General features: G+C 73.9%; 25 protein-coding genes and 2 pseudogenes. 12 read left to right on the plus strand and 15 right to left on the minus strand.

Annotated elements, in window-relative coordinates; all coding sequences use genetic code 11:
- Positions 1-69: 69 nt before the first annotated feature.
- The 4 genes and pseudogenes from ACEQ2X_RS19610 to ACEQ2X_RS19625 all read right to left on the minus strand — a co-directional run bounded on the left by ACEQ2X_RS19610 (position 70) and on the right by ACEQ2X_RS19625 (position 4,692).
- A complete protein-coding gene (locus ACEQ2X_RS19610; protein ID WP_370327546.1) occupies positions 70-1,899 on the minus strand; it encodes a hypothetical protein in 1,830 nt (609 codons plus the stop codon).
- Positions 1,900-2,042: 143 nt separating this feature from the next.
- Positions 2,043-2,312: a cell wall-binding repeat-containing protein gene (locus ACEQ2X_RS19615; RefSeq protein WP_370327578.1), complete on the minus strand. Its 270-nt coding sequence runs from the start codon at positions 2,310-2,312 to the stop codon at positions 2,043-2,045.
- Between the two features lie 107 nt (positions 2,313-2,419).
- Positions 2,420-3,427 (minus strand): annotated as a pseudogene (locus ACEQ2X_RS19620) (cell wall-binding repeat-containing protein); the annotation flags it as partial.
- Positions 3,427-4,692, minus strand: a complete 1,266-nt coding sequence (locus ACEQ2X_RS19625) for a TIGR02679 family protein (protein ID WP_370327547.1) — start codon at positions 4,690-4,692, stop codon at positions 3,427-3,429. The pseudogene ACEQ2X_RS19620 and the gene ACEQ2X_RS19625, both read right to left, overlap by 1 nt.
- Positions 4,693-4,787: 95 nt before the next feature.
- Between ACEQ2X_RS19625 and ACEQ2X_RS19630 the strand changes: the two genes are divergently transcribed.
- From ACEQ2X_RS19630 to ACEQ2X_RS19645, 4 genes are all read left to right on the plus strand, one after another.
- Positions 4,788-5,411, plus strand: coding sequence for an RNA polymerase sigma factor (locus tag ACEQ2X_RS19630; protein ID WP_370327548.1), 624 nt, complete (start codon positions 4,788-4,790; stop codon positions 5,409-5,411).
- Positions 5,412-5,473: 62 nt separating this feature from the next.
- Positions 5,474-7,345, plus strand: coding sequence for a TIGR02677 family protein (locus ACEQ2X_RS19635; protein WP_370327549.1), 1,872 nt, complete (start codon positions 5,474-5,476; stop codon positions 7,343-7,345).
- A 4-nt stretch (positions 7,346-7,349) separates the two neighbouring features.
- On the plus strand, positions 7,350-8,570 hold the full coding sequence (locus ACEQ2X_RS19640) for a TIGR02678 family protein (RefSeq protein ID WP_370327550.1): 1,221 nt from the start codon (positions 7,350-7,352) through the stop codon (positions 8,568-8,570).
- Complete coding sequence (locus ACEQ2X_RS19645) at positions 8,567-12,799, plus strand: TIGR02680 family protein (protein ID WP_370327551.1); 4,233 nt, start codon at positions 8,567-8,569, stop codon at positions 12,797-12,799. Before ACEQ2X_RS19640 ends, ACEQ2X_RS19645 begins: the two co-directional genes overlap by 4 nt.
- Before the next feature lie 37 nt (positions 12,800-12,836).
- Here the strand turns inward: ACEQ2X_RS19645 and ACEQ2X_RS19650 are convergent, their stop codons facing one another.
- The 8 genes and pseudogenes from ACEQ2X_RS19650 to ACEQ2X_RS19685 all read right to left on the minus strand — a co-directional run bounded on the left by ACEQ2X_RS19650 (position 12,837) and on the right by ACEQ2X_RS19685 (position 16,970).
- Positions 12,837-13,211, minus strand: coding sequence for a type II toxin-antitoxin system VapC family toxin (locus ACEQ2X_RS19650; protein WP_370327552.1), 375 nt, complete (start codon positions 13,209-13,211; stop codon positions 12,837-12,839).
- Positions 13,208-14,074, minus strand: coding sequence for a hypothetical protein (locus tag ACEQ2X_RS19655; RefSeq protein WP_370327553.1), 867 nt, complete (start codon positions 14,072-14,074; stop codon positions 13,208-13,210). Before ACEQ2X_RS19655 ends, ACEQ2X_RS19650 begins: the two co-directional genes overlap by 4 nt.
- Positions 14,075-14,084: 10 nt before the next feature.
- Entirely contained in the window at positions 14,085-14,522 is a 438-nt protein-coding gene (locus tag ACEQ2X_RS19660; RefSeq protein ID WP_370327554.1) for a DUF488 family protein, read from the minus strand.
- Positions 14,519-15,064, minus strand: coding sequence for a DUF488 family protein (locus ACEQ2X_RS19665; protein ID WP_370327555.1), 546 nt, complete (start codon positions 15,062-15,064; stop codon positions 14,519-14,521). Before ACEQ2X_RS19665 ends, ACEQ2X_RS19660 begins: the two co-directional genes overlap by 4 nt.
- A 217-nt stretch (positions 15,065-15,281) precedes the next feature.
- Positions 15,282-15,817 (minus strand): annotated as a pseudogene (locus ACEQ2X_RS19670) (Uma2 family endonuclease).
- Positions 15,818-15,851: 34 nt separating this feature from the next.
- Positions 15,852-16,286 (minus strand): hypothetical protein, encoded by a 435-nt coding sequence (locus ACEQ2X_RS19675; RefSeq protein ID WP_370327557.1) that lies wholly within the window; start codon positions 16,284-16,286, stop codon positions 15,852-15,854.
- Positions 16,287-16,356: 70 nt separating this feature from the next.
- A complete protein-coding gene (locus ACEQ2X_RS19680; protein WP_370327558.1) occupies positions 16,357-16,746 on the minus strand; it encodes a type II toxin-antitoxin system VapC family toxin in 390 nt (129 codons plus the stop codon).
- A complete protein-coding gene (locus tag ACEQ2X_RS19685; protein ID WP_370327560.1) occupies positions 16,728-16,970 on the minus strand; it encodes a ribbon-helix-helix protein, CopG family in 243 nt (80 codons plus the stop codon). The genes ACEQ2X_RS19680 and ACEQ2X_RS19685 overlap by 19 nt, the downstream gene beginning before the upstream one ends.
- Before the next feature lie 121 nt (positions 16,971-17,091).
- Here ACEQ2X_RS19685 and ACEQ2X_RS19690 point away from each other — a divergent pair, with 121 nt between their 5' ends.
- The gene (locus tag ACEQ2X_RS19690; RefSeq protein ID WP_370327561.1) at positions 17,092-18,264 is read left to right on the plus strand and encodes a hypothetical protein; all 1,173 of its coding nucleotides are present in this window, start codon (positions 17,092-17,094) and stop codon (positions 18,262-18,264) included.
- Between the two features lie 12 nt (positions 18,265-18,276).
- Here the strand turns inward: ACEQ2X_RS19690 and ACEQ2X_RS19695 are convergent, their stop codons facing one another.
- Positions 18,277-18,840 carry a Uma2 family endonuclease gene (locus ACEQ2X_RS19695; RefSeq protein ID WP_370327562.1) on the minus strand — a complete coding sequence of 188 codons (564 nt, stop codon included), beginning with the start codon at positions 18,838-18,840 and terminating at the stop codon, positions 18,277-18,279.
- 133 nt (positions 18,841-18,973) lie between these two features.
- Between ACEQ2X_RS19695 and ACEQ2X_RS19700 the strand changes: the two genes are divergently transcribed.
- The 4 genes from ACEQ2X_RS19700 to ACEQ2X_RS19715 all read left to right on the plus strand — a co-directional run bounded on the left by ACEQ2X_RS19700 (position 18,974) and on the right by ACEQ2X_RS19715 (position 21,395).
- Positions 18,974-19,843 carry an MBL fold metallo-hydrolase gene (locus tag ACEQ2X_RS19700; RefSeq protein WP_370327563.1) on the plus strand — a complete coding sequence of 290 codons (870 nt, stop codon included), beginning with the start codon at positions 18,974-18,976 and terminating at the stop codon, positions 19,841-19,843.
- A gap of 59 nt (positions 19,844-19,902) precedes the next feature.
- Positions 19,903-20,178, plus strand: coding sequence for a ribbon-helix-helix protein, CopG family (locus ACEQ2X_RS19705; RefSeq protein ID WP_370327564.1), 276 nt, complete (start codon positions 19,903-19,905; stop codon positions 20,176-20,178).
- A 34-nt stretch (positions 20,179-20,212) separates the two neighbouring features.
- A complete protein-coding gene (locus ACEQ2X_RS19710) occupies positions 20,213-20,509 on the plus strand; it encodes a hypothetical protein (protein WP_370327565.1) in 297 nt (98 codons plus the stop codon).
- A 199-nt stretch (positions 20,510-20,708) separates the two neighbouring features.
- Positions 20,709-21,395, plus strand: a complete 687-nt coding sequence (locus ACEQ2X_RS19715) for a hypothetical protein (protein WP_370327566.1) — start codon at positions 20,709-20,711, stop codon at positions 21,393-21,395.
- On the opposite strand, the gene ACEQ2X_RS19720 is transcribed toward ACEQ2X_RS19715, so the two are convergent.
- Positions 21,381-21,695 (minus strand): hypothetical protein, encoded by a 315-nt coding sequence (locus ACEQ2X_RS19720; protein WP_370327567.1) that lies wholly within the window; start codon positions 21,693-21,695, stop codon positions 21,381-21,383. The two genes, ACEQ2X_RS19715 and ACEQ2X_RS19720, sit on opposite strands and share 15 nt — an antisense overlap.
- 345 nt (positions 21,696-22,040) lie before the next feature.
- Between ACEQ2X_RS19720 and ACEQ2X_RS19725 the strand changes: the two genes are divergently transcribed.
- Together ACEQ2X_RS19725 and ACEQ2X_RS19730 are read left to right on the plus strand one after the other, a co-directional pair.
- The gene (locus ACEQ2X_RS19725; RefSeq protein WP_370327568.1) at positions 22,041-22,625 is read left to right on the plus strand and encodes a helix-turn-helix domain-containing protein; all 585 of its coding nucleotides are present in this window, start codon (positions 22,041-22,043) and stop codon (positions 22,623-22,625) included.
- On the plus strand, positions 22,622-23,143 hold the full coding sequence (locus ACEQ2X_RS19730; RefSeq protein WP_370327569.1) for a hypothetical protein: 522 nt from the start codon (positions 22,622-22,624) through the stop codon (positions 23,141-23,143). The genes ACEQ2X_RS19725 and ACEQ2X_RS19730 overlap by 4 nt, the downstream gene beginning before the upstream one ends.
- A 236-nt stretch (positions 23,144-23,379) precedes the next feature.
- Here ACEQ2X_RS19730 and ACEQ2X_RS19735 read toward each other — a convergent pair whose 3' ends face one another.
- Complete coding sequence (locus ACEQ2X_RS19735) at positions 23,380-24,120, minus strand: hypothetical protein (RefSeq protein ID WP_370327570.1); 741 nt, start codon at positions 24,118-24,120, stop codon at positions 23,380-23,382.
- Positions 24,121-24,221: 101 nt separating this feature from the next.
- Here ACEQ2X_RS19735 and ACEQ2X_RS19740 point away from each other — a divergent pair, with 101 nt between their 5' ends.
- Positions 24,222-24,776: a hypothetical protein gene (locus ACEQ2X_RS19740; RefSeq protein WP_370327571.1), complete on the plus strand. Its 555-nt coding sequence runs from the start codon at positions 24,222-24,224 to the stop codon at positions 24,774-24,776.
- Positions 24,777-24,798 lie beyond the last annotated feature (22 nt).

The raw sequence follows: 24,798 nt of genomic DNA on the forward strand, positions 1-24,798 counted from the left end.
AGGACCTGTCGCAGCTGGCCCTCCTAGTGTGCGCGATCGTCGGCGGTCACGTCCATGGGTTCACCTCCGTCAGGCTGCGCGCGACCGGGGGTCAGTCCGGTCCGGCCGGGCGCACCACAGGCGGACCCCGATGATGTCGGAGGGGTCGGGCAGGGCGTCGACGGCGACGTCCTCCTCGACGGTGAGCGCACCCGGTGCCATCCACCAGCCCGAGCCCGTCGGCAGCACCCGGGCGAGGACCAGCGCGCCGGTGGGATCGAACCCGCCCTCGGCACCGGGCCCCGGCCACGGCCAGGACGCCCGGACCTCCGTGCCGTCGTCCAGGGCCCGGAGGCACGCCCCGTCGGTGTCGGCGTCCAGCCGCCACCACCACCGGCGCCGGGTCGCCGCCCACCGCCGCAGGAGCGCCAGCTCGTCGTCGGCCAGTAGCGGTCCGACCTCACGGATCACCCGGGCCAACCCGGCGCGGTGGTGCAGGAGATCGTCGACCAGCATCTCCTCGGGCAGGTGACCGAGCTGCAACCCGCGCCGTTCGACGTCGTGGCGCTGGTGGGCGTCGAGGTCGCCGCAGCCAGCCATCACCAGGTAGGCGTTGGCCCGGGCGTGCAGGCACCTCGCCCGATCGAGGGCGGTGGCGCCCGCCGGGGCCAGCAGGGCATCGCAGATCCGGTGCAGCGGATGGCTGTCGGGCAGGTGGCCGAGCAGCGCAGCCGTCCTGCTCCGATCGCCCACGATCGTGTGCACCTGCGCGGCGACGGCCACCACCTCCGGGACGTCCGGAGCGGTCCGCAGGGCGGCGTCGATGTCGCTGAGGGCGTGGGCGAGCGACCCCGTCCGCAGGTGGTGGGCGGCGCGCAGGTGGTGCAGAGGGGCGCGGAGGGCGCGGGGCGCACCCGGCAGCAGGGTGTCGACCAGTGCGCGGGTTCCCACCTCCGCACCTGCCGTGACCGCCAGGTGGTCAACGGTGCGCCAGTCACGCAGCGGGGCGAGGACCCGTTCGCCGGTCCGCCCCTCCAACGGGTCGTCCACACCGAGGCCGAACCGGCCGATGAGGCGGCCCAGCTCGAGCAGCTCGGTGAGCTGCTCGTCCGGCAGCTCGCTGGGCAGGAGCTCGTTGGCCGTGTTCCCCCGTGCGTGTGGCGGTAGGGCCAGCGACGTCGTGCCGGGCCGGCCGACGTAGCCGAGGTCGTGGGGCAGCGACGCGGCCTCGAGCACCTCGGCCAGCGGCGCGACCGCGGTCTCGTGGAACAGCGTCGGGTCCGCGGCCATCTCGCCGAGGACCAGCGCCTCGAGCGGCAGGACGGCCGGCCCGCCGCGGTCGGCGACACGCTCGATCGCCGTCGCCGCCGTTGCCGACAGACGTGCGGCCACGTCGGTCGTACCGCCCTCGGTCCTGCACCCCCGGACCAGCAGGGTCGCGTCGAGGAGCTGCACCGCGATCAGATCGCCGGCGCGGAACTGCCGCAACCAGCCGGGAGGGCCGTGCAGCAGACGACGCCCGGACCGGGTCACCCGGCGGGCCGTCGGCGGGGTCAGGTGCGCACTGGTCCCCAGCCTGAGGACCTCGCCGGTCGTGGCGAGGATCCCCCGCTCGGCGGGGACGCCGTAGACGCCGAGGTCGGGGTCGAGCTCCAGGTGGTCCCCGGCGACCTCCGCCGCGGAGAGCCGGTGGCGGAGGATCGCGCCGTCGAGGAGGAGGGGCAGCAGGTACGGCTCGCCGTTGGGCGCGACGTCGACGATGCCCAGGGCGCGGAGGAGGCCGAGGTGGGTGCGTCGGAGCCGGTCCAGCTGGTCGGGATCGTCGAGCATCCGGCAGACGTCGGCCCAGCTCGGCAGCTGACCGGTGGCGCTGCGCAGGTCGGGAGCGGGCAGATCGGGCGGAAGGTCGGTTGGCGCCATCGGCTACTCCTGGTCCACGGGCAGGCTGACGCCAGCCCCGTCGCGCACCCCAGCCGGCGGCTCCGGCTGCGGTCTGGAGCAGACGGTACGGCGTGGCCTCCGGCCGCGCGAGCGCGGGGTGTGGACAACTCCCCGGCGCCCGGTCAGCCGGCTGCGCGGCGCTCCACCTCCACCGCGGTGGCCGGGGACAGGACATCGGGACCGCCGACGACCCACGCCCGTCGGACCCGGTCGATCTCGAGGAGGTTCCACACCGCCGCGTTGGCACGCGGCTCCATGCCGTCGGCCAGGAGCAGCAGCGCCCCCGTCTGCGCTGCAGCGGGTCCGGCGGCGAGGGTGTCGGGCCAGTTCCGCCCGGTGGCGAGCCAGACGCGCTGGGTGTCGACCCCGCGGGACCGGGCCAGGTCGGCCAGCGCGACGAGGTCTCGTACCGGTTCGCGCCGGCGACCCGCGACACGGTGAGACCGAGGCCGAGGAGCTCACCCTCGACCGCCTCGGACACCGCCTCCGCCGCGGCGAGCCCCGCCACCGCGACCGCGTCGGGCCACCCGCGTGCCGGATCGGCCGAGGCGCCCTGGACGACGTAGGCGCGGTCGCCCGGCAGCTGCTCGGCCACCCGCGCGGCGGTGTCGAACCGGGTCGCCCCGCCGATCCGCTCGACGGCGTCGAGGTCCCCTCCCTCCACCATCTGGGCCAGCCGCGCCTCCACCGCCGGACCGAGCGCGGTCGCGTCGCCCAGCAGCACGACGCGGCGGGCGCGGAGGCGGCGGATCTCCTCCTCCCCCGCGGTCGGGAGGGGGTCGGTCGGTGACAGCAGCAGCGGGCCGTCGAGGGCCCCGGCGAGGGGGGCGCCGGCCAGCGCGTCGGCGTAGCCGTCGGCGCGGGCCAGCACGACGGCGTCGGCCCGGTCGAACGCCTCGCGGGACACCGCGACCGCGGTCTCGATGCGGTCGGGGCCGGCGATGCGGACCCCCACGCCGGGGGACACCGCCAGGTCCAGGGGGCCGACCAGCCCGGTCGGAGGGGCGTCGTCGATGACCACGGGCACGCCGGTCGTGCCCTCGACCGCCACGAGGTCGGCGAGGTCGCAGTGGCAGCCGGAGTCCTGGGTGTAGGACTCCCACACCAGGCTGCCGGCGTCGGCGGTCCAGGCGAGGTCGCGGTGAAGCCCCTCGTGGCGGGGGAGGGGTGACTGCGCGCCGGTGGCGAGGTCGTGCAGCCACAGCTCGGTCCCCCCGCGGACGTAGGCGACGTGGCGACCGTCGGGGGACACGGCGGGGTCGCTCACGTCACCGGCGTCCCCATCGACGAGCAGGTCCACGCCCGAGCCGAGGTCGCGGGCAACCCGGAACAGCTCGTGCCGGCCGGTGCGCAGCGGCGGCCGGCCCGGCCCCACCGAGGACGAGCAGGACCGACAGCGCCACCGCCGCGACGCGCATGCGCCTTGGACGCCGGGGAGCGGACCGGCGATGCGCAGATGATCGTCGACGACCCGTTGCACGCGATGAGCGCCCTCTGACCGCAGCACTATGCCCGGACGCCGTCGCGCCCGTCGAGGTCCGAGATCAGCAGATCGACGACGGCCTCCTCCTCCACGGCGACGCCCCGGTAGCCCATCACCTCCGCCAACGCAGGGTCCCAAGGGGTTGAGCTCGTCGCAGGCCCGAGCGACAGCAGATCCCCGGCCCGCCGCTCGACCGCATCGGTGTAGTCGGTCGCACCCAGCCGCCATGGCGACCCGGACGCGCCGAGGCGGTCGAGCACCCTCCCCGCGATCTGCACGCCCGGCCAGTCGAAGTCGCCGTGGTAGGCGACGTGGACCCCGTCCGCGACCGCCAGGTCGAGCAGGCGCATGACCGCGACGACCGGGTTGCCCGCCACGCACACGAGCGGGGCACAGCGGCGGCCGAGCTCGTCGGCCGCCTCGGCCATGACCGAGAGGTTCTCACAGGCGAACCACCGGCCGGTCGCGAACCGGGGAGGGTCGGCGACCAGCATCCGCAGGGTCAGCCACACCGGTTGCCCGGGAGTCGCGCCCAGGAGCCGGTCGACCGGCCCGTCACCCACCGCCGGGAGGTTCAGGACGCACACCCGGCTGGTCAGGTCGTCGAGGAGCACGCCCATGGCGGCCCACGACTCCCGCACACCCTCCGCCCCCGGCAGCTGCGGCGCACCGACCGCGGTGCGGATCGCCTCGAGCACCAGCCCGGCCAGTGGCGTACCGGCATCCAGGGCGTGGGCGGCGCCCAGGGCCTCGTTCGCCAACCGCGCTCGTCGCGTCCCACCCCTGACGGGCAGGCGCACCAGCACCGCCTCGAGCTGCTCGAGCAGCGACCGGGCCACCGCCGGATCCGAGGCCGACGCGCGCCGCAACCTGCCGGACGTCGCCGTCGCCTCGGCCCACCCGTCCAGCCAGGCCACCCGGTCGTCCACCGCCCGGGCCGCATCGACCACCGCTCCCCAGGCGCTGTCGTGCGCAGCCCGCTGACCGGCCCGGTCGGGGATCGGGCCGTCGAGGACCTCGAGGGCCTCGGCGACGGAGTCGGCCAGACCGCCGCCCTGCAACCCCTCTGCGATCCGGTCGAGGGGGATCCGCAGGCGACGGGCCCGGGACGGCGTGGTGCCCAGCAGCGCCGCGACCGCCCGTCGCTCCTCGTCCGAGGGGTCACCGAGCGTCACCGTCCCGTCGGGCGCGCCCCCCGCCGACAGGTGGTCGCGCATCCGGGTGCGCAGGCGGTGCAGCGCCGGCCCTCCGAGGACCTGTCGCAGGCGGTCGGTACGCTCCTCGCGCATCGCCCCCATCGAACCACCTGCTCGCGAACCGGCAGGCGACGCCCGGCGATGCGAGGGGCACGACCGCAGGAACAGAGGGAGGGTCAGAGGCCAGGGTGGGACCGCAGAGCTCGGCGAGCAGCCGCCCGCACACCAGCCACCGCCACGCGGGACGCACGCACGCGCAGGACCCGGACCGGCGGCTGATCGAGGCGATCGCCGGCGGGGACCAGGCGGCCCTCGCGATCCTCATGGCCCGCCACGCCGCGGACCTCGGGCGTGCCGTCCGTGGGTGGGTCGGCGCCGACCACGCCGCCGACGACGTCATGGCCGAGGTGCGGCTGGCGGTCTGGACCCACGCCGCCCGCTACCAGCCCCTCGCGACCGTCCGGGCTTGGATGTTCGGCATCGCGCGGAACAAGGCGCGCCAGCTCCTGCGGAGCCGGTCGCGGCGTCTCGCCCACGAGCGTGCCGAGGACCTCCGGCAGGCCCCCGACCTCGTCGCACGTGAACCGACAGCCGGCCACGCCGACCCGGCCGCGGTGCTCCTCGGCTACCCGCGGTCCTCGGGGCTCGGCGCGGCGTTCGACGCGCTGCCGGCGCGGCTGCAGGACCCCCTCCGGCTGCTGTTCGACCAGCAGATGACCTACGCCGAGATCGCCGCGGTGCTGGACCTGCCCGTCGGGACGGTCAAGCGCCGGGTGTTCGAGGCCCGCGAGCGCCTCCGCGACGTCCTGTAGCGGCGTCGGCGGAGGAATCACCGAACCACCACCCCGTGGGCGGCGATGCAGGGGTGAGACCCATGGACGCCCACCCCACCGAGCTGCTCCCCCTCGCCGCCGCCGGCCTGCTGGCCGAGGACCGGGACCGCGACGTCACCGCGCACGTCCGCGCCTGCCCGCCCTGCGCGGACGAGCTGCGCGGCTGGACCGACATCGCCACCGCTGCCCGGACCGGGCAGACCGAGCACGCCCGGCAGCCCATGCCGTCGCACGACCAGCCGGCGGACGCGCGCCACGACGTGGCGCATCGCACCCGGGCCGCAGACCCGCGTCCCCTCCCCGACGGGGCCGACGATGACGTGGCCGACCCCCTGGCGACGACCGGTCGGTTCGCCCCGCTCGCCCACCTCGCCGCGGACAAGGTCGAGCGGTACCGGGCGGTGCTCGAGGTCTTCGCCGCCGAGCGCGACCGCTACCTGATCCACCTCCGAACCGACGACGTGGCCCGCCACCTCGCCGAGAGCCCCTCGCCGACCCTCGACGCCGAGCTCGGCCAGCTGGTCGCCTGGGGCAACCTCCGCGACCTGCCCGACACCGACCGGGTCACGACGGTCGAGGACTTCCACAGCCGTCGCCGGCTGTACGCCCTCACCCCCGCCGGCGAGGCCGCCGAGCGGGCCGTCGGGACCTACACCACGGCCCTGGGCCGCCGGGCCGAGCTGCAGACCGTCGCCCTCGAGGACATCGGACGGGGCCTCGACGCGCTGGGGGCGCTGGTGCTCGACCAGCAGGTCGGCGACCTCGACGTGGGTCGCGCCGCCGCCGTGCTGCGCGACCTGACCGGGGTGTTCGAAGCCCTCAGCGAGAACGCCGCGGCGTTCATGGCCTCGTTGACCCGGACCATCGACGCGGCCGGCGACCAGGCCACCTTCCTCGCCCACAAGGATCGGCTGCTCGCCTACCTCCAGCGGTTCCTCACCGACCTCGTCAGCCGCTCGGCCCGCATCGCCGCCCAGCTCGAGGCGGTCGGCGACCTGACCCCGCTCGCCACCGCCGTGGCCCGCCGAGAGGCGGTCGACGCCGCCCCCGGCGTGGACCCCACCGCCGCCGCCGGCATGGACCGCACCGTCGCCGACCACCCCAGCACGGCCGACGACGTGGAGGACCCGCTGGCCGCCGAGACCGCCCGCCGCACCGCGGCGTGGCTGCGCCGGTGGGAGGGGCTGGGCGTCTGGTTCCTCGGCGCCGACGACCGACCTGCCCAGTCAGACCTGCTGCGCCGCCGGGCCCTCACCGCGATCCGCGAGCTGCTCGCCGCCGCCGCCGCGCTGAACGAGCGCCGGACGGGACGGAGTGACCGGGCCGCGGACTACCGGGCCCTGGCCCACTGGTTCGCCGAGGCCGCCGACGACGACTCCTGCCACCGGCTGTGGCGCGCCGCGTTCGGGCTGTCGAGCGCCCGGCACCTCACCGTCGACGGCGACACGCTGGAACGCCGTCGAGAGGCGCCCACCCCTCCCTCGACGTCGTGGCGCGATGCCGAGCCGGTGCGGATCAGCCCGCGGCTGCGCGCCACCGGTCACCACGAGCGCCGCGGCCGGATGAAGGCCGTGGCCGACCATCGCGACGCCCAGGCGCAGCTCGCACGACTGGTGGCCCACGAGCGCGCCGACCTGCGGGCGCTGGACGCCCTGCCGCGCCACACGCCGCTGCGGCTGTCCGAGCTCGACCTCGACCGCGAGGCCTTCGACGTGCTGCTGGGCCTGCTCAGCGACGCCCTGGCCGCCACCACACCCGAGGGCGGCACGGTGCGGACCGAGAGCCTCGACGGGTCCCTCGCCCTCACCTTCGAGCCGGTCCCCGACGGCGGGTGGGCGACCATCCGCACCCCCGGCGGCACCCTCCGCGGCCCCGACCACGTCCTGACGCTGATCCCCCAGGGAGGGGTCTGACCCCATGCCCGCCGCCGACGTCGACGTCGACCAGGTCCGTGAGCGCCAGGCCGCCGTCCGGGCGCTGCTCCGCCAGCCCGTCCTGACCCCCGCCGACGCCCGGTTCCCGCTGGTCCGACGGCACCGCGACTGGCTGCGGGAGTGGTTCACCGCCGAGACGGGCTGGGTCCTGACCGTCGACGCCGAGGTGGCGCGCCTGCACAAGCACCCGCCCGCCACCGTCGACGCCAGCCGTCCCGCCACCGATCGGCACGGCACCCCGTTCATCCGCCGCCGGTACGTGCTGACCTGCCTCGCCCTGGCCGTCATCGAGCGGGCGGAGACCCAGCTCACCCTCGGCTGGCTGGCCGACCAGTTGCTGGCCGAGGCCGCCGACGGCGACCTCGGCGTGGACTTCGACCTGCGCCACCGCGACCAGCGCAGCGACCTGGTCGCCGTCGTCCGGCTGCTGCTCGACACCCACGTCATCGCCAAGGTCGCCGGGGACGAGCAGGCCTACATCGACGCCGCCGGCGACGCGCTGTACGACGTGAACCGGCGGGTGCTCGGTCGGCTGCTCGCCGCCCACCGCGGGCCCTCCACGATCACCGCGTCCGGCGACGCCGACCGCGTCGCCGCCCTGGTCGACCGTCCCGTCGTCGACGCGCCCGAGGCCCGTGCCCGTGCCGCGCGCACCGAGCTGGGACGACGGCTGCTCGACGACCCCGTCGTCTACCTCGACGACCTCGACGACCGCGAGGTCGACTACCTCCGCACCCAACGGGCGGCGACGGTCCGCCGCCTGGCCGAGGGCAGCGGGCTCGTGGCGGAGGTCCGCGCCGAGGGCATCGCGATGCTCGACCCGACCGGCGACGCCACCGACGTCGGCTTGCCCGAGGACGGCACCGACGGGCACGTCACCCTCCTCGTCGCCGAGCACCTGGCCGGCCGTGACAGCGACGACGCAGACGCCGCACCCGTCCCCGTCACCGACGTCGAGGACCACGTCCGCGGCCTGATCGCGACCCATGGCGACCGGTGGCGCAAGTCCGCCAGGGAAGAGGGGGCCGAGCGGGGGCTGACCGCCACCGCGCTCACCCGCCTGTCCGAGCTCGGGTTGGTCGCCCTCGAGACCGCCCCGGACGGCCCCTTGGTGCTCGTCCGACCCGCCGTCCACCGCTTCGCCGCCGACGACCCGACCGTCGCCGGCCGTCCCCGCCGCCCGGTCCAGGAGCCCCTCGCATGACGGACCTCCACGCCGCCCCTCCCCCTCCCTCCCCCTCCACCGCCGACCCCGCGCTGCCCCGACCCACCGCGCGGCGGTGGACGCCGCTGCGGCTCGGGCTCGTCGACCTGTTCCACTACGGCACCGAGGAGTTCGCCTTCCACGACGGCCGGCTGCTGCTGCGCGGCAACAACGGCACCGGCAAGTCCAAGGTGTTGGCCCTGACGCTGCCGTACCTGCTCGACGGCGACGCCAGCGCCCAACGCGTCGAGCCCGACCGCGACCCCGGCAAGCGGATGGAGTGGAACCTGCTCCTCGGCGGCCGCCACACCGACCGCCTCGGCTACGCCTGGATCGAGTTCGGGCGGGTCGACGAGGACGGCCAGGCGCACACCACGACCCTGTGCTGCGGCATGAAGGCCGTGCAGGGCCGCGGGATCGCGAAGAAGTGGTTCGCGATCACCTCCCTGCGGATGGGGGAGGGGCTGCACCTGGTGGACGCCACCGGCCTGGCCCTGTCCCAACCCCGCCTCCGGGACCTCCTCGGCGCCGACGGCCGCATCGTGGAGGGGGTCGAGCAGTGGCGCCGCACCGTCGACGAGGCCCTCTTCGGGCTGGGGTCCGCGCGGTACGACGCGATGATCTCGCTGCTCATCCAGCTGCGCCAACCCCAGCTGTCCCGCCGCCCCGACGAGGCGGCTCTGGACGCGGCGCTCACCGAGGCGCTGCCACCCCTCGACCAGGCGGTGATCGCGGCGGTCGCCGACGCGATGCGCAACCTCGAGGACGACCGCCAGGCGCTGACCGACCTGGCCGAGACCCGCCAGACCCTGGAGCGGTTCGCCGACGTCTACCGCCGGTACGCCCGCACCGCCCTCCACCGTCGCGAGGCAGCGGTCCGCAGCCAGCAGTCGACGTGGGAGCGGGCCAGCGTCGCCCTCCGCGACGCCCGCACGGCGCTCGAGGAGGCCGAGGCCACCCGGGCGCAGATCGCCGCGGACCGCCAGGACGCCGAGCGCCAGCGCCGCGAGCTCGAGGTGGCGCAGGCGACCATCGAGCGCAGCGCGGCGATGCAGGACGCCGTCCGCCTCGACGACGCCCGGACCGCCGCCGACCGGGCTGCAGCAGCCGTGGAGCTGGCCGCCCGGAACCTCGACGCCGCCGCGGACCGGCTGGCGACCAGGCGCCGCGCACGCGACGAGCAGGCCGCGACCCTGGCTGATGCGGCCGGGCGCGCGGTGACCGCTGGTGACCGCGCCGCGCTGCTGGCCGACCCGGTCGGCCTGGGAGAGCCGGTCGCGACGCACGTCGGTCCGGTCGTCGCGCGGCTGACCGCGCTGGCGGAGGGGGAGGGGGAGGGACGGCGCCTCGCGGACTCCTTTGACCGGTCGGGTCGGGGTTCGCATGGGTCCGATGGGTCGGTCGGGGTGATCGACGTCGACGGCGCGGCTGCCGAGGTGGACGCCGCGGTCCGACGGCGACGTGATGTGGTGGCCGAGGTCCGCCGCCTGGCCCAGGAGGTCGTCACCGCGAAGGAACACGCCGATCGGCGGGAGGAGGACCGCGACCGGGCCGGTCGGGAGCGCTCGGCGGCCGCCGAGGCGCTGAACGACGCCCGCGACGTGCTCGCCGAACGCGGTGAGGCTCTGGTCGCCGCGACCGAGGAGTGGGTGGCCGGGCTGACCGAGGTGGCCCTGGATGACCCGGTCGGGCTGCTCGACGCGCTGTCGGCCTGGGTCGAGGAGCCGACGGGCGCGGACCCCTTCGCGGGACCGGTCGACACGGCCGGGCGGTCCGCCGCCGCGACCCTCGCCGAGCGCGGCCTGGAGATCCGTCAGGCACGCGCCGACGTCGAGGCGCAGCGACAGGACGCCGTCGACGAGCAGACCCGCCTCCGCGCCGGTGTCGACCCGACCCCCGCGCCGTCACCGGCCCGGGACGTCGACGGCCGCGACGGACGGCCCGGCGCGCCGCTGTGGCGGTTGGTCAACTTCCAGGACTGGGTGCCCGCGGACCAGCGCGCCGGCGTCGAGGCGGCACTCGAGGGCGCGGGGCTGCTCGACGCCTGGGTCACCCCCGACGGCGGCCTGGCCGACCCAGCGTGGCGGGACGCGGGGCTCGTCCCCCTCGACGGCGAGCCGGACGGCGGATCGCTCGCCGACGTGCTCGACGGCGTGGCCGACCAGCCGGTCGGGGTCGACGCCGTCCGCCGGCTGCTGGCCGGGATCGGCTGGGGTGCCGCCACCGCCAACACCTGGGTCGCCGCCGATGGCCGCTACCACATCGGCGTCGTGGAAGGCGCGTGGACGAAGCCCGAGGCGGTCCACATCGGCGCCGCCGCCCGCCAGGCCGCCCGCGCGGCACGGATCGCCGAGCTCGACGCGGTCGTCGCCGACCTCGACGACCAGCTGGCGACCCTGGACGCCGCCGCCGAGCGGCTGGTCGCGCGGCAGACCCGGCTCGACGCCGAGCTCGCGAGTCGCCCCGAGGCCGACGGGGTCCGCCAGGCCGGCGATCGCCTGGGGGCCGCCGCGGTGGTGGTTGAGCGCGCCGAGGCGGCCTTCCGCGAGGCACAGGACCTGCTCGACGAGGCAGTCGGCGCCGTCCGCGACGCCGAGCTGGCCTGCGGCACGACCGCGGTCCCGCTCGGCCTGCCCGTCACCGTCGACCAGCTCGACCGGATCGCCCGCGGGATCGACGAGCTCGCCGTGCACCTCGGCAGCACCACCTGGCCGGCGTGTCGTGACGCGGTGGCCGCCGCCCGTCGACTGTCCGCCGAGGTCGTCGCGGTGGCAGACGCCGAGGACGACCTGGCCGGGCAGCAGGCCGAGCACGACCGCGCCGCCCGCGAGCACAGCGAGCTGGACGCCGAAGCCCGGCAACTCGCAGCACTGGTCGGTGCCACCGTCGAGCAGGCCCAGCAGGAGCTCGCCGATGCCAAGGCCCGGTTGCGGACGGTGCGGGCTCGGCTGGAGGAGCTGGGCGAAGCCGCGTCGACGGCGGCGGGGGAGGTCGGGCGTCTGGAGGGTCGCATCGAGGGGCTCGAGGCGGACCGCGACGGCCAGCGGGCCGAACGGGACGCGGCGGTCGAGTCCCTGCGCCGCGCCGTCGACCGCGGGGTGCTGGCCGCCGCCCTGCCCGATGTCGAGCCACCGCCGTCGTGGGCGGCCGACCCCGCGGTGCGGTGGGCCCGGCAGCTCCGCGACGACCTGGCGGACGTCGACGGATCCGACGACGCGTGGAACGGCGTGCAGGGCAGCATCGCCCGGGCCGTCACCCAGCTGCAGTCGGACCTGAGCGTCCACGGCGGCCGAGCCGAGCAGGACCTGGCCGACGACCTGCTCGTCGTCAGCGTCACCTACTGGCAGCGGACCGGCGCGGCCCACGAGCTGGCCGGCGTGCTGCAGGCCGAGATCGACGAGCGCGAGCTGCTGCTCAGCGCCCAGGAGCGCGAGCTGATCGAGAACCACCTGATCGACGAGGCAGGTGCTCAGCTCGGCGAGCGGATCCGCGACGCCGAAGCGCGGGTGCAGGCGATGAACGCCCAGTTGGAGGCGTGCGCGACGAGCACCGGCATGACCCTCCGCCTGCGCTGGGTGCCCGCGCCGGCGGCGCCGACGTCGCTGCGGTCCGCCCTGGACGTGCTGCGCCAGACCCACCAGCTGTGGGGTGCGGAGCAGCGGGCGGTGCTGGGCGAGCTGCTCGAATCGGAGATCCAGCGGGCCCGCGAGACCGACGAGCACGGCACGTGGACCGATCACCTCGCCCGGGCGCTCGACTACCGGCGGTGGTTCTCCTTCGTCGTCGAGCGCGGCGGCCCGGACGGGTGGCGCCGGGCGTCCGGGCCCGCGTCGGGGGGTGAGCGGGTCCTGGCGGCGACCCTGCCGCTGTTCGCCGCGGCGGCGTCGCACTACTCATCCGCCCGGCCTGAGGCGCCACGGCTCGTGCTGCTGGACGAGGCCTTCGCCGGCGTCGACGACCGGGCCCGCCGGTCCTGCATGGGCCTGCTGACCGCCTTCGACCTGGACTGCGTGCTGACCAGCGAGCGGGAGTGGGGTTGCTACCCCGAGGTGCCGGGCCTGTCGATCTGCCACCTCGTCCGCAGGGAGGGCATCGACGCGGTGCTCGTCAGCCGCTGGCGCTGGGACGGGACGGCCCGGGAGCGGGTGGAGGGGGTCGACACGGCCAGGCAGGTGGCTCCGCCGTCACCAGCCGACGAGGAGGCCGACGACGGCAGCCTCTTCGCGTGACGGGTGCACGATCCATCTCCTCGCGTGCCACCCGGCCCTACGTCGCGAACGCCGCGGCCAGCCCCCGGTCGTAGGTCCACAGCTCGTCCACCGCCCGTGACCGGCACATGGCGAGGTGCAGCAGATCGCGTGCATCGAGCCCGGCGTGCGTGTTGGCCAGTCGTCGCGCCCCCCGGACGTCGTCCTCCTCGACGGGCCAGACGGTCATCCGGTCACCGATCAGCCTGAACGCCGCGTCGAGGGCGATGTGCCGGGACACGGGGAGGTACGCGTGCATGAGCTCCTGCATGACCTCCGCAGAGGTGGCCAGGACCCCGAGGGGGAGCTCGATGAGACGTTCCCGGACCGCTGCCCGCAGAGGGTGGGACCGTCCGACGGCGTACATGACGACGTTCGTGTCGACGAAGATCATGTGTCCTGTGGCAGGCCGGCGGTGCGGGAAGCGGCGATCCGCGCCTTCGCCGTCGCCCAGTCCTCCTCGGGGTCTCCATCGACCTGCTGCGCATCGAGCCCGTCGAAGAACTCGCGCAACTGGTCCCCGGTGCGGAGCGTCGGCGGTCGGGTGCGGGACAGTCGTTCGCGACCCGCCTCGCGGAGCCACTCGCTCAGCGAGGCACGGTCGGGCCACAGCGTGTTGGCCTGGGTCCAGTGCAGCTCAGGGCCGTCGTCGTTCGCCCAGGGTCGGGACAGCCCGACGCAGACCAGCACCGGGTCGCGCATCCGCAGGAACGCCATCATCTGCTGCAGCACGCCGAAGTCGAGTTCGTGCCCTTCGGGGAACAGGCGCAGGTCGCCGACCGGGAGGGTGACCGCCGGCAGCCCCGCGTCCCGGTAGCCGAGGACGGCCCGCTCCCACTGCGGTTGGGGGATCAGCCGCCAGGCGTGCGCCCGGACGACCGCCAGCGACTGGAAGATCCGACCGGGCGGGGCGGCCCACCGGTTGTGCCCGTGCTGCTCGAGGCCGGCGAACGCCTTCGCCAGGCTGTCGACCGCCACGGCGTCTAGCCGCTCGTGGATCTCCGCGTCGTCCGCGGTCCGCACGGCGTAGCTGTCGTCCACATCGATCAGCCAGTCCTCGGGCATCCCGTTCTCGGGTGCGTGCCGCGGGTTCCCGAGCCGGACGACGTTGCCGAGCTGGAAGTCGATCGCGGCGTCCCCGCGGGTGAGGTGTCCGGTGCGGGCGACGGGGCGCACGTGCTCGCCGTCCTCGGTCAGACCCGCGACGCAGACCCGGTCGCCGTCCATCCGGGTCAGGTGGGTGATCAGGATCTCCACGGCACGTCCCTCACAGGTGGGCGATCTCCAGGTCGGACCAGCGCTCGGCCAGGTACTCGGCCACCAGCCGGCGGTGGCAGCGGTCGGCGGTGGGCTCGCTGCACAGCAGCACCGCCCCTCCCTCGAACCGGGTCCGGTCCGACTCCTCGATCCGGCGCTCGGCCATCAGGTCGAGGAACGCATCGGCGAAGGGCTCCCACCCGACGTCCCCTCCCCGGTAGCCCTTGAGCAGGTCCTGCGTCGGCGCCAGGTCCGGCCGGTGCTCGTAGTCGGCCCCGACCAGCTCGCGCAGGAAGAACTCGATGTCGCCGGCCTTCGAGAACCCCGCCAGCTGCGACCGGTTGTTCAGCCGGATGTCGAGGAGGCGGGTGACCCCGGCGTCGCGCAGCCGGCCGAAGAAGTCCTCGGCGGAGGACCGCGTGAACCCGATCGTGTACAGCGTCGTCACGGTGCGGCCCTCGCGCTCGTGGGCAGTGGGATCGGCGCGACGGATCGCCACCCGCCGAAGAGGGACAGCTGGTCGCCGATCGACTCGTCCCCCTCCACCACCCCGGTCCCGCGGATGTGGCGGACCGTCACCCCGCGCTCGGCCATCACGCGTCCCACCAGCAGCCGTCGGTGGCACCCGGCCGGGTCCTCCTCGGCGCAGAGCAGGACGGTGACCCCGTCGGCGGCCAGCGCGGTGACCCGGTCGATGCCGGCGAGGAACCGGTCGGTGGTGCTGAGCGCGTCGTAGCGGACGTGACCCGCGGCGTCGTAGAGCTCCGGCTCGGGCGGCCGGCCGCCGAGCTCGCGGCCGAGGAACACGTAGTCGATCCCGGCCTCTCGCAGCGCCGGCTCCATCGCCTTCCGCGAGTGCTGGGGGTGGATCCGCGAGTACGGCGCGGAGCGGACGTCGACCACCACCTCCGCATCGACCGTGCCCAGCAGCGCGCGCAGCCGCTCACCCGAGTGCGCGCTGTGCCCGATGGTCCAGATGGTCCCGCCCATCACCGGCGACCATACTCCGCGCCGCACCCGGGTGTGGCCGGTCGCCGGTCACGTCGTGCCGCCCCCCTCCAACTCTCAGTGCAGTCCCTCGACGTCGCGGGCCGTTCGAGGTGCACCGAGAGTTCCGGGAAGGCCAGGCTCGGGCGCGTTCCGTCGTCCCCGAGCGACCGGACTGACCACGGTCAGTGCACCGAGAGTTGAGGAGGGGCCGATCAGCTCAGCGGGCGCGGAGGAGTTCGCCGAGCGGGACGGTGATGCCGAGCACCTCCACGTCGTCCGCCGGTCCACGATCCTGCACGGTCGCGTACCCCTCGGGCCCCGGTCCGGTGTGCACGACCGCTCGACGCGCCGGCAGGTCGAGCACGACGTAGAGCTCGACGCCCGCCGCCGCGTACAGCGGGGCCTTGTGGACCAGGTCGAGGCGCTGGCTGGTCACCGCGACCTCGATGACGACGTGGGCCGTGCGGGGATGACCCGCGGGGGTCGAGGGGTCGGCGACCGCGACGTCGGGTTCGGCAGGGAGGTGTCGTCCACCGCGAGCGGCAGCTGGACCGCCAGCTCGTACCCGTCGGCGATGAGGGGCGCCAGGATGGCGGTCAAGCGGGCGAGGACCCATCGGTGGGCGCTGCCCTGGGGGCTCATCTCGACGAGCTCGCCGGACAGCAGCTCGATGGCCTCGCCCTCGAACAGGCCCTGGTCGACCATCGCCTCGAACTCCGACCTGCGCAGGCCCCCGCACGCGCACGCCGTCATCCGGGCGGATCAGGTCGGCCATGGTGTGCTCACCCTATGCCGCCTCCGCGACGTCCAAGCCGATCACCGCGTCGGAGGTGGCCAGGTGCATCGGCCGGAGATTCATCCCCTCGGCCCGCGCGGCGGCCCGCAGGACGTCGCGGTACCGCAGGTCGCTGGCGGTGACCGATGGCGGGTCGTGGCGGGAGAGCAGGAAGCCCACCGACCACCGGCCGTCAGCTCCGCCGAGCGCCTCGGCGAGGGCGTGCACGAACGTGCGCAGCACCGCCTCGGGCGGGGCCGCCGGCAGGTCCTCGAGCCTGGGCAGCGTGGGCACGACGAGGTCGAGCGGGTCGAGGATGGTGACCCAGAGGCAGCGGGTGGCGAACCCCAGCTCGCCCATGAGCCGACGCCAGTGCAGGTGCAGGTCGTCCGCCGTGCGGATCGGCGGGGTCTCGTACGGGGACAGCAGCGATGGGATGTGATCCATGGCCGAAGTCAACACCAGTTTGCAAGTGTCAAGACGAGTTATCAACAACCGACCGCGGGTGTTCGATGTCTCAGACGGGGTGGAGCACCAGTCCGGGCACCTGCGTGAAGTGACGCCGGTTGCGGGTGGCCAGCGCCACCCCTCGCTCCAGGCAGAGGCCCGCGATCAGCGTGTCAGCGACGCCGATCGGCGTTCCCGCGGCTCGCAGCGTCCTGGCCAGACGGCCGGCCTCCTGGGCGGTCTGACGCGAGAACGCCAGCGTCCGTGGTCGGCAGAAGCGCGCGACCGCCTCCTGCTCCGCATCCATCCGCGCACCCGACCACAGCTCGTAGGCGGTGATGGCCGACACCAGGCAACGGCCCTCGCGCACCAGGTCCTCCACGACGGCCATGCCATCTCCACGTCCGCGGAGGAAGTCGATGACGACATCGGTGTCGACGACTACGCCGTCGATCGCCATCCGCTGCGCACCCTGGTCATCTCCTCGAGCATCTGGGCTGCCGACGTCTCGCTGACCGACCCCCGCAGCGCCAACGTCGCATCGATCTCCTCCGCGTCGAGCGAGCTCAGGTACAGGTCCAGCGCCGTCTGGACGATGGTGGAGAGGCCGCGGTCACCGCGCCGGCGCGCCAGGGCGCTGATCGCGGCATGGGTGTCGTCGTCCAGCTCGACAGTCGTGCGCATGCATCTGCATCCTAACATGCAGGGGGGTCACGGAGATCCTGACGAGCGTGTCCATCCTCGAGCTCCGTCATGACCGGCATGATGGGTGACGGCCCGTCGTCCCCAGCTCCACCGCCCACCGATGCCCACCCGCCGATCAGCCGCCGTCGCCTACGAGCGACGGATCGAACAGCGCCTCGCCGCCATCTCCGATCGGATCCGGTCCGGTGACCCCACGGGGACGGTGACCGACACGACGCGGGTGCTGACCGACCTCAACACGGCGGTGCAGCGCTACGACTCCTCCAACGGCTTCCTCAACCGGCTCTTCGACTCGGCGAGGGCGGTGCACGGCCGGGCCGTCGCGGCAGACCCGCCTCGCCCCAAGCGGCTGGCCGAGGTCCTGTGGCGCCTCGCGCAGATGGATCCCCTCGACGGGTTCGTGCAGGCCTACCCCGACTACGCCGAGCACCTTGGGGAGGAGGGACGAGCCCACTACCGCGCCCTCGCCCGTGCGGCTTTCGATGCCCTGCCGCCACCGGCGGGCCGCTGGGACCACACTCCGGGCGCCTTCGCCCCGACCGCCGTGCTGCAGGCGATCGCCCAGCACGACCGCGACGTCGAGCTGCTCGAGCACGCCTCCTGCCGCGACCTGGTCCACCCCTACGGCTACGCGCGGCTCATCCAGCGCTGCCAGGCCATGGGCAGACCCGACCGTGCGGTGCGGTGGGTACGCCAGGGACTTGACGCCTTCGCCGTCGGGGCCGATCCTCGACTGTCGGTCGCCGCGGCCGAGGCGCTGCGTGAGGCCGGGGAGGTGGACGAGGCCCTCGACATCGCCCGCACCCACCTGCGGGCCGCCCCGACGCCGGCCGGCTGGCGGGCGTTCGCCGCCGCCGCAGAGGCGGCCGGACTGCCTGCCCCCCTGCGCGACGCCGTGCTCGACGAGCTGGTCGCCGACGCCCCGGTCGACCAGGTGGTGGCGATCCTGCTCGACATCGGCGAGGTCGAGCGTGCCTGGGACGTCGCCGAGCAGCGCGGCGCGGACAGGCGGTCCTGGAGCTGGCTGGCCGAGGCGATCGCGCCGTTCGATCCGGCTCGTGCCGCACAGGTCCACCACCGGGAGCTGGAGGAGACGCTGCGCATGACCAGCAAGGCGGCGTACAACCGGGTCGTCGGCCTGCTCCTCCACCTCCGCGACCTGCACGAGGCCGCCGACGACCTGGACGGCTACCACCGCCTGGTCGAGCGTGTCCGCACCGACCACCACCGCCGCATCGCCATGCTGCGCCGGATGGACGACGCGGGCCTGTAGGCGCCCAGGCGATCAGGTCGCGAACAGTGCCGGCACCTCCAGGCTGAGCTGGCGCACCGCGGTGGCCTGCAGCGTGCCGTCCCGCACCACCTCGACGCGCCCCCACCCGTTGGCAGACGGGGCGCGGTGGACGTGGATGCAGGAGGACGTGACGTCGACCACCCAGTACTCGGGGTACCCAGCGGCGGCGTAGCGGCGCGCCTTGACACCGAGATCGAACGCCAGGCTGCTGGCCGACACCTCGATCACCAGGGCCGCCTGTTCGGGGTAGCCCGACTGCCCGCGCGTGAGCACCGAGAAGTCCGGCTCGGGCAGGGAGATGTCATCGACCGCGAGGGGCGTCTGCACGCCCACGTCGTAGTCGTCCCCGAGCGCGGACACCAACAGCTTGGTGAGGCGGACGATCATCCACACGTGTGGTGGTCCCTGCGGGCTCATCTCGACCAGCACGCCTCCCACGAGCTCGACGTGCGTGCCGTCGAACATCCCACGTTCGACCATGGCCTGGAACTCCACCCGCTGGAGGGGGCGGAAGACCTCAGCGGGGAGGTCGCGCAGCACCGACGCGTCGCTCATCGTCGTCATCCTCCGATCGTGCCGGCTGGTGGCGGGCAGGCCTACGAGATCGATCGCTGCCTGTGGACAACGTACTCCGGCCGGGAGGCGCTCCCCTGGCAGCATCTGGGTGATCCGGCGATGATCGGCCGCGATGGCTCGGCTCGATCAACGCCACCCGGCCGGGGCGCCCGGTCCGTGGTTCGTCGACGAGCGGTGCATCGACTGCGACGCCGCCCGGCACGTCGCCCCGGGCCTGATCGTCCGCAACCCCGACGACGGCGTGTCGGTGTTCGCCCGCCAGCCGACCACCGAGGCGGAGGTCGCGATGGCGTGGCGAGCGGTGCTGGTCTGCCCGACCCGATCGGTGGGGCACGAGACGTCGCGTCAGCCACCTGCAGATGTGTTCCCCCACGATCTGGGCGACGGCGTGCACCGGCTGGGTCACAACGCGCTGGAGTCCTTCGGCGCGCACAGCTACCTGGTGGTCCGCGACGGTGCGAACCTCATGGTCGACGCGCCCCGCTGGACCCGTCAGCTGGTCGACCCGATCGCGGCGTTGGGGGGCGTCGACGTGGTGCTGCTGACCCACCGCGACGACGTGGCCGACGCCGACCGGTACGCCGCGCACTTCGGCGCCGAGGTCGTCATCCACGCCGCCGACCGGGGTGCGGCGCCGTACGCCGACCGGCTGCTGGAGGGCACCGATCCCGTCGAGGTGGCATCCGGGGTTACCGCGTTCCCGGTGCCCGGCCACACCCGCGGGAGCGTGCTGTACCACGTCGACGGGCACCTGCTGTTCTCTGGCGACTCGCTGGCGTGGGACCCGCGACGCGAGCGGCTGATGGCGTTCCGCGACGCCTGCTGGTTCTCCTGGGAGGCGCAGGCGGAGTCGCTGGACCGCTTCGCCGCCTCGGGCCTGACCTTCGACCGCCTGTTCTGCGGACACGGGTGGAGCCACGACGCCGATCCCGCGACGTTCACCGCCAGCCTGGACGAGCTGGTGGGGCGCATGCGGCGCTGAACCAGCCGACATCCCCGAGGACGCCGGCGAGGCCACTTCCCGACGCCGATGATCGGCACATGTCGCAACGAGGACGCCCCAAGGTGGGGCAGCGCATCGCCTTCCGGCTTCCGGACCCCCTGCTGGCCGCCCTCGATGCCCGGGCCGGCGCCGCAGGGATCAGCCGAGCCGAAGCGCTGCGCACGATCGTCGAGGACGCGCTGCGCGCCGGCGATGACGGGGTCGACCGGGCCCAGATCGACGCCCGCCTCGCCCTGTCCCCGGCCCGACGGGTCGAGACGATGGCGCGGGATGCCCGACGACTGGCGGCCATCCGCGGACGCGCCGCGTCGTGACCGCCCCCGCGTACGACCCCCTACGCGCACCGGGATGCCTGCACCGGTCGTCCTCCCCATCGACGGTGCCTTCCACGCCGCCCAGCCGCACATGCTCGACCTGACCACCGACGCGGGTGATCTCGACCTGACCTTCACCCCTGCCGGGTTCCCGGACGGGTTCGCCCAGCTCCGGGCGGGGGCCGTGGAGGTGTCCCTGGTGCCCGACGAGCTGACCGCTGTGGCGTCCCTGCGGGACATCATCGAATCCAAGCAGGCCGCCGACCGGGACAAGGACCGCGCCGCGTTGCCCTACCTGCGGGCACTCCTCGACCGGACGGGCGGCACCTGAGACCGGGAGCCTCTGTCAGACTGGCGGGATGGACAGCGAGGAACCGGAGCTGCACCTGCTGCAGGTCGGTGGCCTGCCCGGTGCAGCCGAACACCGGGCGCGTGTCCAGCGCCTACGACGGGAGGCGCGCCGTCGCCATTCGGAGCATCTGGGCTCGGTGCTCGATGCCAACGGCGTGACGGCCCCCGTGGAGCCTGTCGTGAGCGTCGTCCTCGACGCGCTGTTCGACTGGCGGGATGTCGAACGTGGCGAGCGGTGCGCATGCTCGTGCCACCCCCGGCTGCCCGATGACGACCTGCACGACTTCGGGTTCGCCTGCCCGTGCTCCAAGACGGCGGCCGACCGTGACGCCGACCACCAGCGACGGATGGCAGAGCTGGACGCCTTCTGGGCTTCCCCGCGGGGAGAGGAGCTCACCCGCAGACAGCAGGCGGAGGAGGAGCAGCTGGCCGCGTGGCTGGACCGCGACCCCGGCGTGACCGTGCACAGCCACGGCGGCATGGCACCGGAGCAGTGGACGGGCGAGGTCGACGGGCACTCCTTCTACTTCCGTGAACGGAGTGATCTGTGGCGCCTCGAGCTCGACCTGCGTCCCTCGGGGAGGTACGTGAAGACCTGGACGGGAGGTGACCTCGACGACCCCGCCAGCTTCCAACCGCGCGAGATCGAGCGAGGGGACGTCATCGCCGAGGGCACGACGACCGAGCGCGGCTATGGCACCACTGCGGTGGAGCGCGCGAGGTTCATCGTGGACACCATCCGCACCCACCTCCGACGTCGGGACTGTCAGGTCCACACCGTGCAGCTCAAAGAGCTGACCACGTTGCTCGGCGACCAGCTCGAATGGTGCCCGGCCTGCGGTGAGCGGTTGTCACCTCGACCCTGACCAGGCGTCGTCGTCAGCTTCGTCCCCCCAGCGGAAGCGCACCGCGTCGGGAGTGACGTCGGTGTCGACCCACCAGTCCTCGTCCAACCAGCGAGGTGCCGATGGCCAGACGACCTCGCGCCGTGTCGGCCCGATCGGCGACCACGTGCGGGACAGGCACTCCTCCTCCATCGCCTCGTGATCGAACCGTGGGAACCTGCCGTCGATCAGGTTCGCCGCACGGACGGGGTGGACGAAGCGGTAGGCCTGCGTCGGGCGGACGGCCAGCAGCACCTCGGCCCAGCAGGAGGCGCAGGGCATCTGGGTCCACTCGACCGCGACACCCTCGCGACTGGCGATGAGCGTCCAGCGGTCCCCATGGGCTTGTCCTTGGACCTCGACCCTGCCCGAGGGCGTGGTCGTAGGTGAAGCCCTTCAGGACGCGGCCGTGCAATCGCGGGCTGTCGGTGCCGAGGAGGTGGCTGGCCAGGTAGGCGGCCCACTCGGCCACCGGTTGCTTGGTGCCGAACTCCTCGTAGACGCGGAGGGTGGTGCCGTCGTCCGAGGGTTGCCACGGCGACGGACCGAACAGCGCCCCTCGCCGCCATCGCCGGCGACGGCCCGTCGGTGGTCTCTACAATCCGCTCAGTATCTACAATCAGGTATATGGATTTGCCAAGCAGTGCATGCGTCCTCTTGAGGAGCGTTCGACGTGCAGCGGGCTTGTCACAGCAGCAGCTGGCGGAGCTCGCCGGCACCAGCCAATCGGCGATCGCCGCGTATGAAGCGGGCCAGCGGGAGCCCACGGTGCCGGTGCTCGACCGGATGGTCAGAGCGACCGGGCACGAGCTGATCCTCGAGGCACAGCCCGATCCCCGCATGTTCCGCCTCACCGATGTGGCGCGGGAGGTCGCTGCCACCAGCGACGAGCACCGACGGTTCCGGCTGGTGCTGGAGTTCCTGCGGGGAGCCGCGGACGACGACCACGCCCTCCCCCTGCTGGTCATGGCCGAGCCTGCACGGACGGGAGACCAGCGGTACGACGCACTGCTCGCGGCGGTCGCGGAGGACCTCTGCCTGCGCGAGGGGCTGCGACCGCCAGCCTGGTCGCAGTCCGCGGATCGCGTGGTGGATGGCTTCTGGTGGGTCAGCGACCTGCCGTCGGCTCGCACCCGGGCGCTGGTCCACTCACCGGCGTCCTACCGCCGGCGGGGGATCATGATCGACCGGGCAGATCTGGAGGCGGCGTGACGGCTGACCCGCTCCTCGACCGAGAGCGCCTGCTGAACGCGTTCCGATCGCTGGCGCAGAAGCTGGCTCGTCGTGGGGTCGTCGGTGAGGTGCACGTCTTCGGCGGCGCAGCCATGGTGCTCGTCTTCGATGATCGGGCGGCCACGCGGGACGTCGACGCGGTCTTCGAACCTGACGGGCCAATGGTCGAGGCCGCCCTGGAGGTCGCTCAGGAACTCGGCCTGCCGCGGTCGTGGTTGGACGACCAGGCCAGCACGTACGTCTCCGGCCGGGCAGGGCGCGGAACGCCGGCATTCGATCATCCGAACCTGCGGGTCCTCAGCACGCCTGCCGAGCACCTGCTGGCGATGAAGGTCCGTGCGGCCCGGTCCGCTCGGGATGCCGAGGACATCCGTCTGCTGCTCGCCCACCTCGACGTCCACGCCGTCGATGACGTCATCGCGCTGGTCAGCCGCTTCTTCCCGGACGATCCGCTGAGCGACCGCTCTCGGATGCTCCTCGAGGACCTGCTGTCGTAGACCGTGAGGCGCCGGCCACCGGTCGCTCCCCGCTGGAACCCTCCGGACGACGTGCACCCGGTGCAGGACCGGGAGGAGGTGGCCTGAGCTCCGCAGCCGGCTTGGATGAGGAGGGGTAGCCACCCTTCTTGGCGAACGGGATCCTCGTCTTGCGCTCGGTCGACATGACCACCTCCGGCCCGGGGGTCGATGAACTCACAGGAACTCGACCCTGCCATCGTACGAGCAGGCCTGGATCAGTCGAGACCGGAGGACACGCCACCGTCCTCCCCGACCCACCACACCTCGATGGCGAGGTCGCCGAGTGAGCGGCGGCTCCGGGCGACCAGGCGCCGGTAGGTCTGCGCGTCGGGGAAGCACATCCCCACGCGCGCGTCCGGGTGCGCGTCGCGGAGGAGCACCGCCGACAGGAGCGCCCCCGCGTACCAGTGGCGGGCCTGCACGGCCGGGCGCGTCGGCTTCGGCTCACCCCGCTTGGGACCCCGGACGTAGGTGGAGGAGGGGAAGCCCTTCACCTCGATGAACAGGTCCTGGCCCGAACGGCGGGCGTGGACGTCGACACCCTGCTGCCCGCTCTCGGTGTCGGCCGCCGAGATGACTGTCCAACCGTCACCTCGGAGGTGCTGGACGAGGACCGCCTGGACGTTCCCCTCCCAGTCCCACGCCCGGCCGCGGTCCGCGGTGTCCGCCGGCGCGACGGTGGGCGGCGGATCGTTCCTCGGGGGCGCGGCTCCGAGGGTGGGATCGTTCAGCCGGTACTGCCCGCGATCCACGCGCACCAGATCGGGCCACCGCCCACCCTGCTCGGTGTCGGTGTTCGCGCACATGTACGAGACGACGTGGGTGCGGAGCGTCACGTCTGCTGACACCGCGCCCTGGTCGCGTGCCATCTGCACGACCTCGCCGATGGAGAACACCGCCCGACCCCGGCCGTGGAGGGCACGAGCCGCGCGGAGAACCTCCTCCCTGGCCGTCACGTCCCACCTCCTCGCCCCGCACGTCGCAGTGTCGCACCACCCGCCGTCGCCGTCACCAGCGAGAGCCCCACGGGCATCGGACGAGGTGTCAGACTGCGCACGTGGACCTGGGCTGGGAGGCGCGCGCGAGGGCGGCGGTGTTCGAGTGGCTGCGCCAGGCCCAGCTCGCTCACCCCGATTCCCTGCCGGCATCGCTCCTCCAGCGAGGCACCGAGGTCGACGGCCAGAAGCTGGCGGTGATGTCCCACGGCCTCGGCATCTGGAAGCCGCGGTCGCTCGAGGCGGCCCTGTCGGTCATGACCACCGCGCCGAAGCCCGGGGAGCCGCCGCCATACGAGGACGACTGGATCGACGCGACACGGCTGTCCTACGCCTACCAGGGCGATGACCCGGAGCTGTGGACCAACCGGGCGCTCCGCCGCGCGTGGGAGCACCAGCTCCCGCTCGTCTACCTGTACGGCATCGAGCGCGGTCGCTACCTCGCCGAGTTCCCCGTCTACGTCGCCAGAGATCGCCCGGTCGACCGTCGCGTCGACCTGGTCTTCGGAACCCTGTCGGCGGACATGAGAACCTCCCCACTGGCGGACATCAGATGTCCCCACCGGTGGCCACGAGAAGGTCCCCACGGGCGGCCACCAGTTCTCCCCATCCCCTGATCGATGCCCGCCGCCGGGTCAT

This window comes from Euzebya sp. (assembly GCF_964222135.1).
In the GTDB taxonomy this organism is placed as follows: Bacteria; Actinomycetota; Nitriliruptoria; order Euzebyales; family Euzebyaceae; genus Euzebya.

Bases quoted from the DNA above. Each gene is read 5' to 3' on its own strand.
- ACEQ2X_RS19610 (WP_370327546.1), bottom strand. From the start codon at position 1,899: ATGGCGCCAACCGACCTTCCGCCCGATCTGCCCGCTCCCGACCTGCGC.
- ACEQ2X_RS19625 (WP_370327547.1), bottom strand. From the start codon at position 4,692: ATGCGCGAGGAGCGTACCGACCGCCTGCGACAGGTCCTCGGAGGGCCG.
- ACEQ2X_RS19635 (WP_370327549.1), top strand. From the start codon at position 5,474: ATGGACGCCCACCCCACCGAGCTGCTCCCCCTCGCCGCCGCCGGCCTG.
- ACEQ2X_RS19640 (WP_370327550.1), top strand. From the start codon at position 7,350: ATGCCCGCCGCCGACGTCGACGTCGACCAGGTCCGTGAGCGCCAGGCC.
- ACEQ2X_RS19645 (WP_370327551.1), top strand. From the start codon at position 8,567: ATGACGGACCTCCACGCCGCCCCTCCCCCTCCCTCCCCCTCCACCGCC.
- ACEQ2X_RS19650 (WP_370327552.1), bottom strand. From the start codon at position 13,211: ATGATCTTCGTCGACACGAACGTCGTCATGTACGCCGTCGGACGGTCC.
- ACEQ2X_RS19665 (WP_370327555.1), bottom strand. From the start codon at position 15,064: ATGGGCGGGACCATCTGGACCATCGGGCACAGCGCGCACTCGGGTGAG.
- ACEQ2X_RS19675 (WP_370327557.1), bottom strand. From the start codon at position 16,286: ATGGATCACATCCCATCGCTGCTGTCCCCGTACGAGACCCCGCCGATC.
- ACEQ2X_RS19680 (WP_370327558.1), bottom strand. From the start codon at position 16,746: ATGGCGATCGACGGCGTAGTCGTCGACACCGATGTCGTCATCGACTTC.
- ACEQ2X_RS19685 (WP_370327560.1), bottom strand. From the start codon at position 16,970: ATGCGCACGACTGTCGAGCTGGACGACGACACCCATGCCGCGATCAGC.
- ACEQ2X_RS19690 (WP_370327561.1), top strand. From the start codon at position 17,092: ATGCCCACCCGCCGATCAGCCGCCGTCGCCTACGAGCGACGGATCGAA.
- ACEQ2X_RS19695 (WP_370327562.1), bottom strand. From the start codon at position 18,840: ATGAGCGACGCGTCGGTGCTGCGCGACCTCCCCGCTGAGGTCTTCCGC.
- ACEQ2X_RS19700 (WP_370327563.1), top strand. From the start codon at position 18,974: ATGGCTCGGCTCGATCAACGCCACCCGGCCGGGGCGCCCGGTCCGTGG.
- ACEQ2X_RS19705 (WP_370327564.1), top strand. From the start codon at position 19,903: ATGTCGCAACGAGGACGCCCCAAGGTGGGGCAGCGCATCGCCTTCCGG.
- ACEQ2X_RS19710 (WP_370327565.1), top strand. From the start codon at position 20,213: ATGCCTGCACCGGTCGTCCTCCCCATCGACGGTGCCTTCCACGCCGCC.
- ACEQ2X_RS19720 (WP_370327567.1), bottom strand. From the start codon at position 21,695: ATGCCCTGCGCCTCCTGCTGGGCCGAGGTGCTGCTGGCCGTCCGCCCG.
- ACEQ2X_RS19725 (WP_370327568.1), top strand. From the start codon at position 22,041: ATGGATTTGCCAAGCAGTGCATGCGTCCTCTTGAGGAGCGTTCGACGT.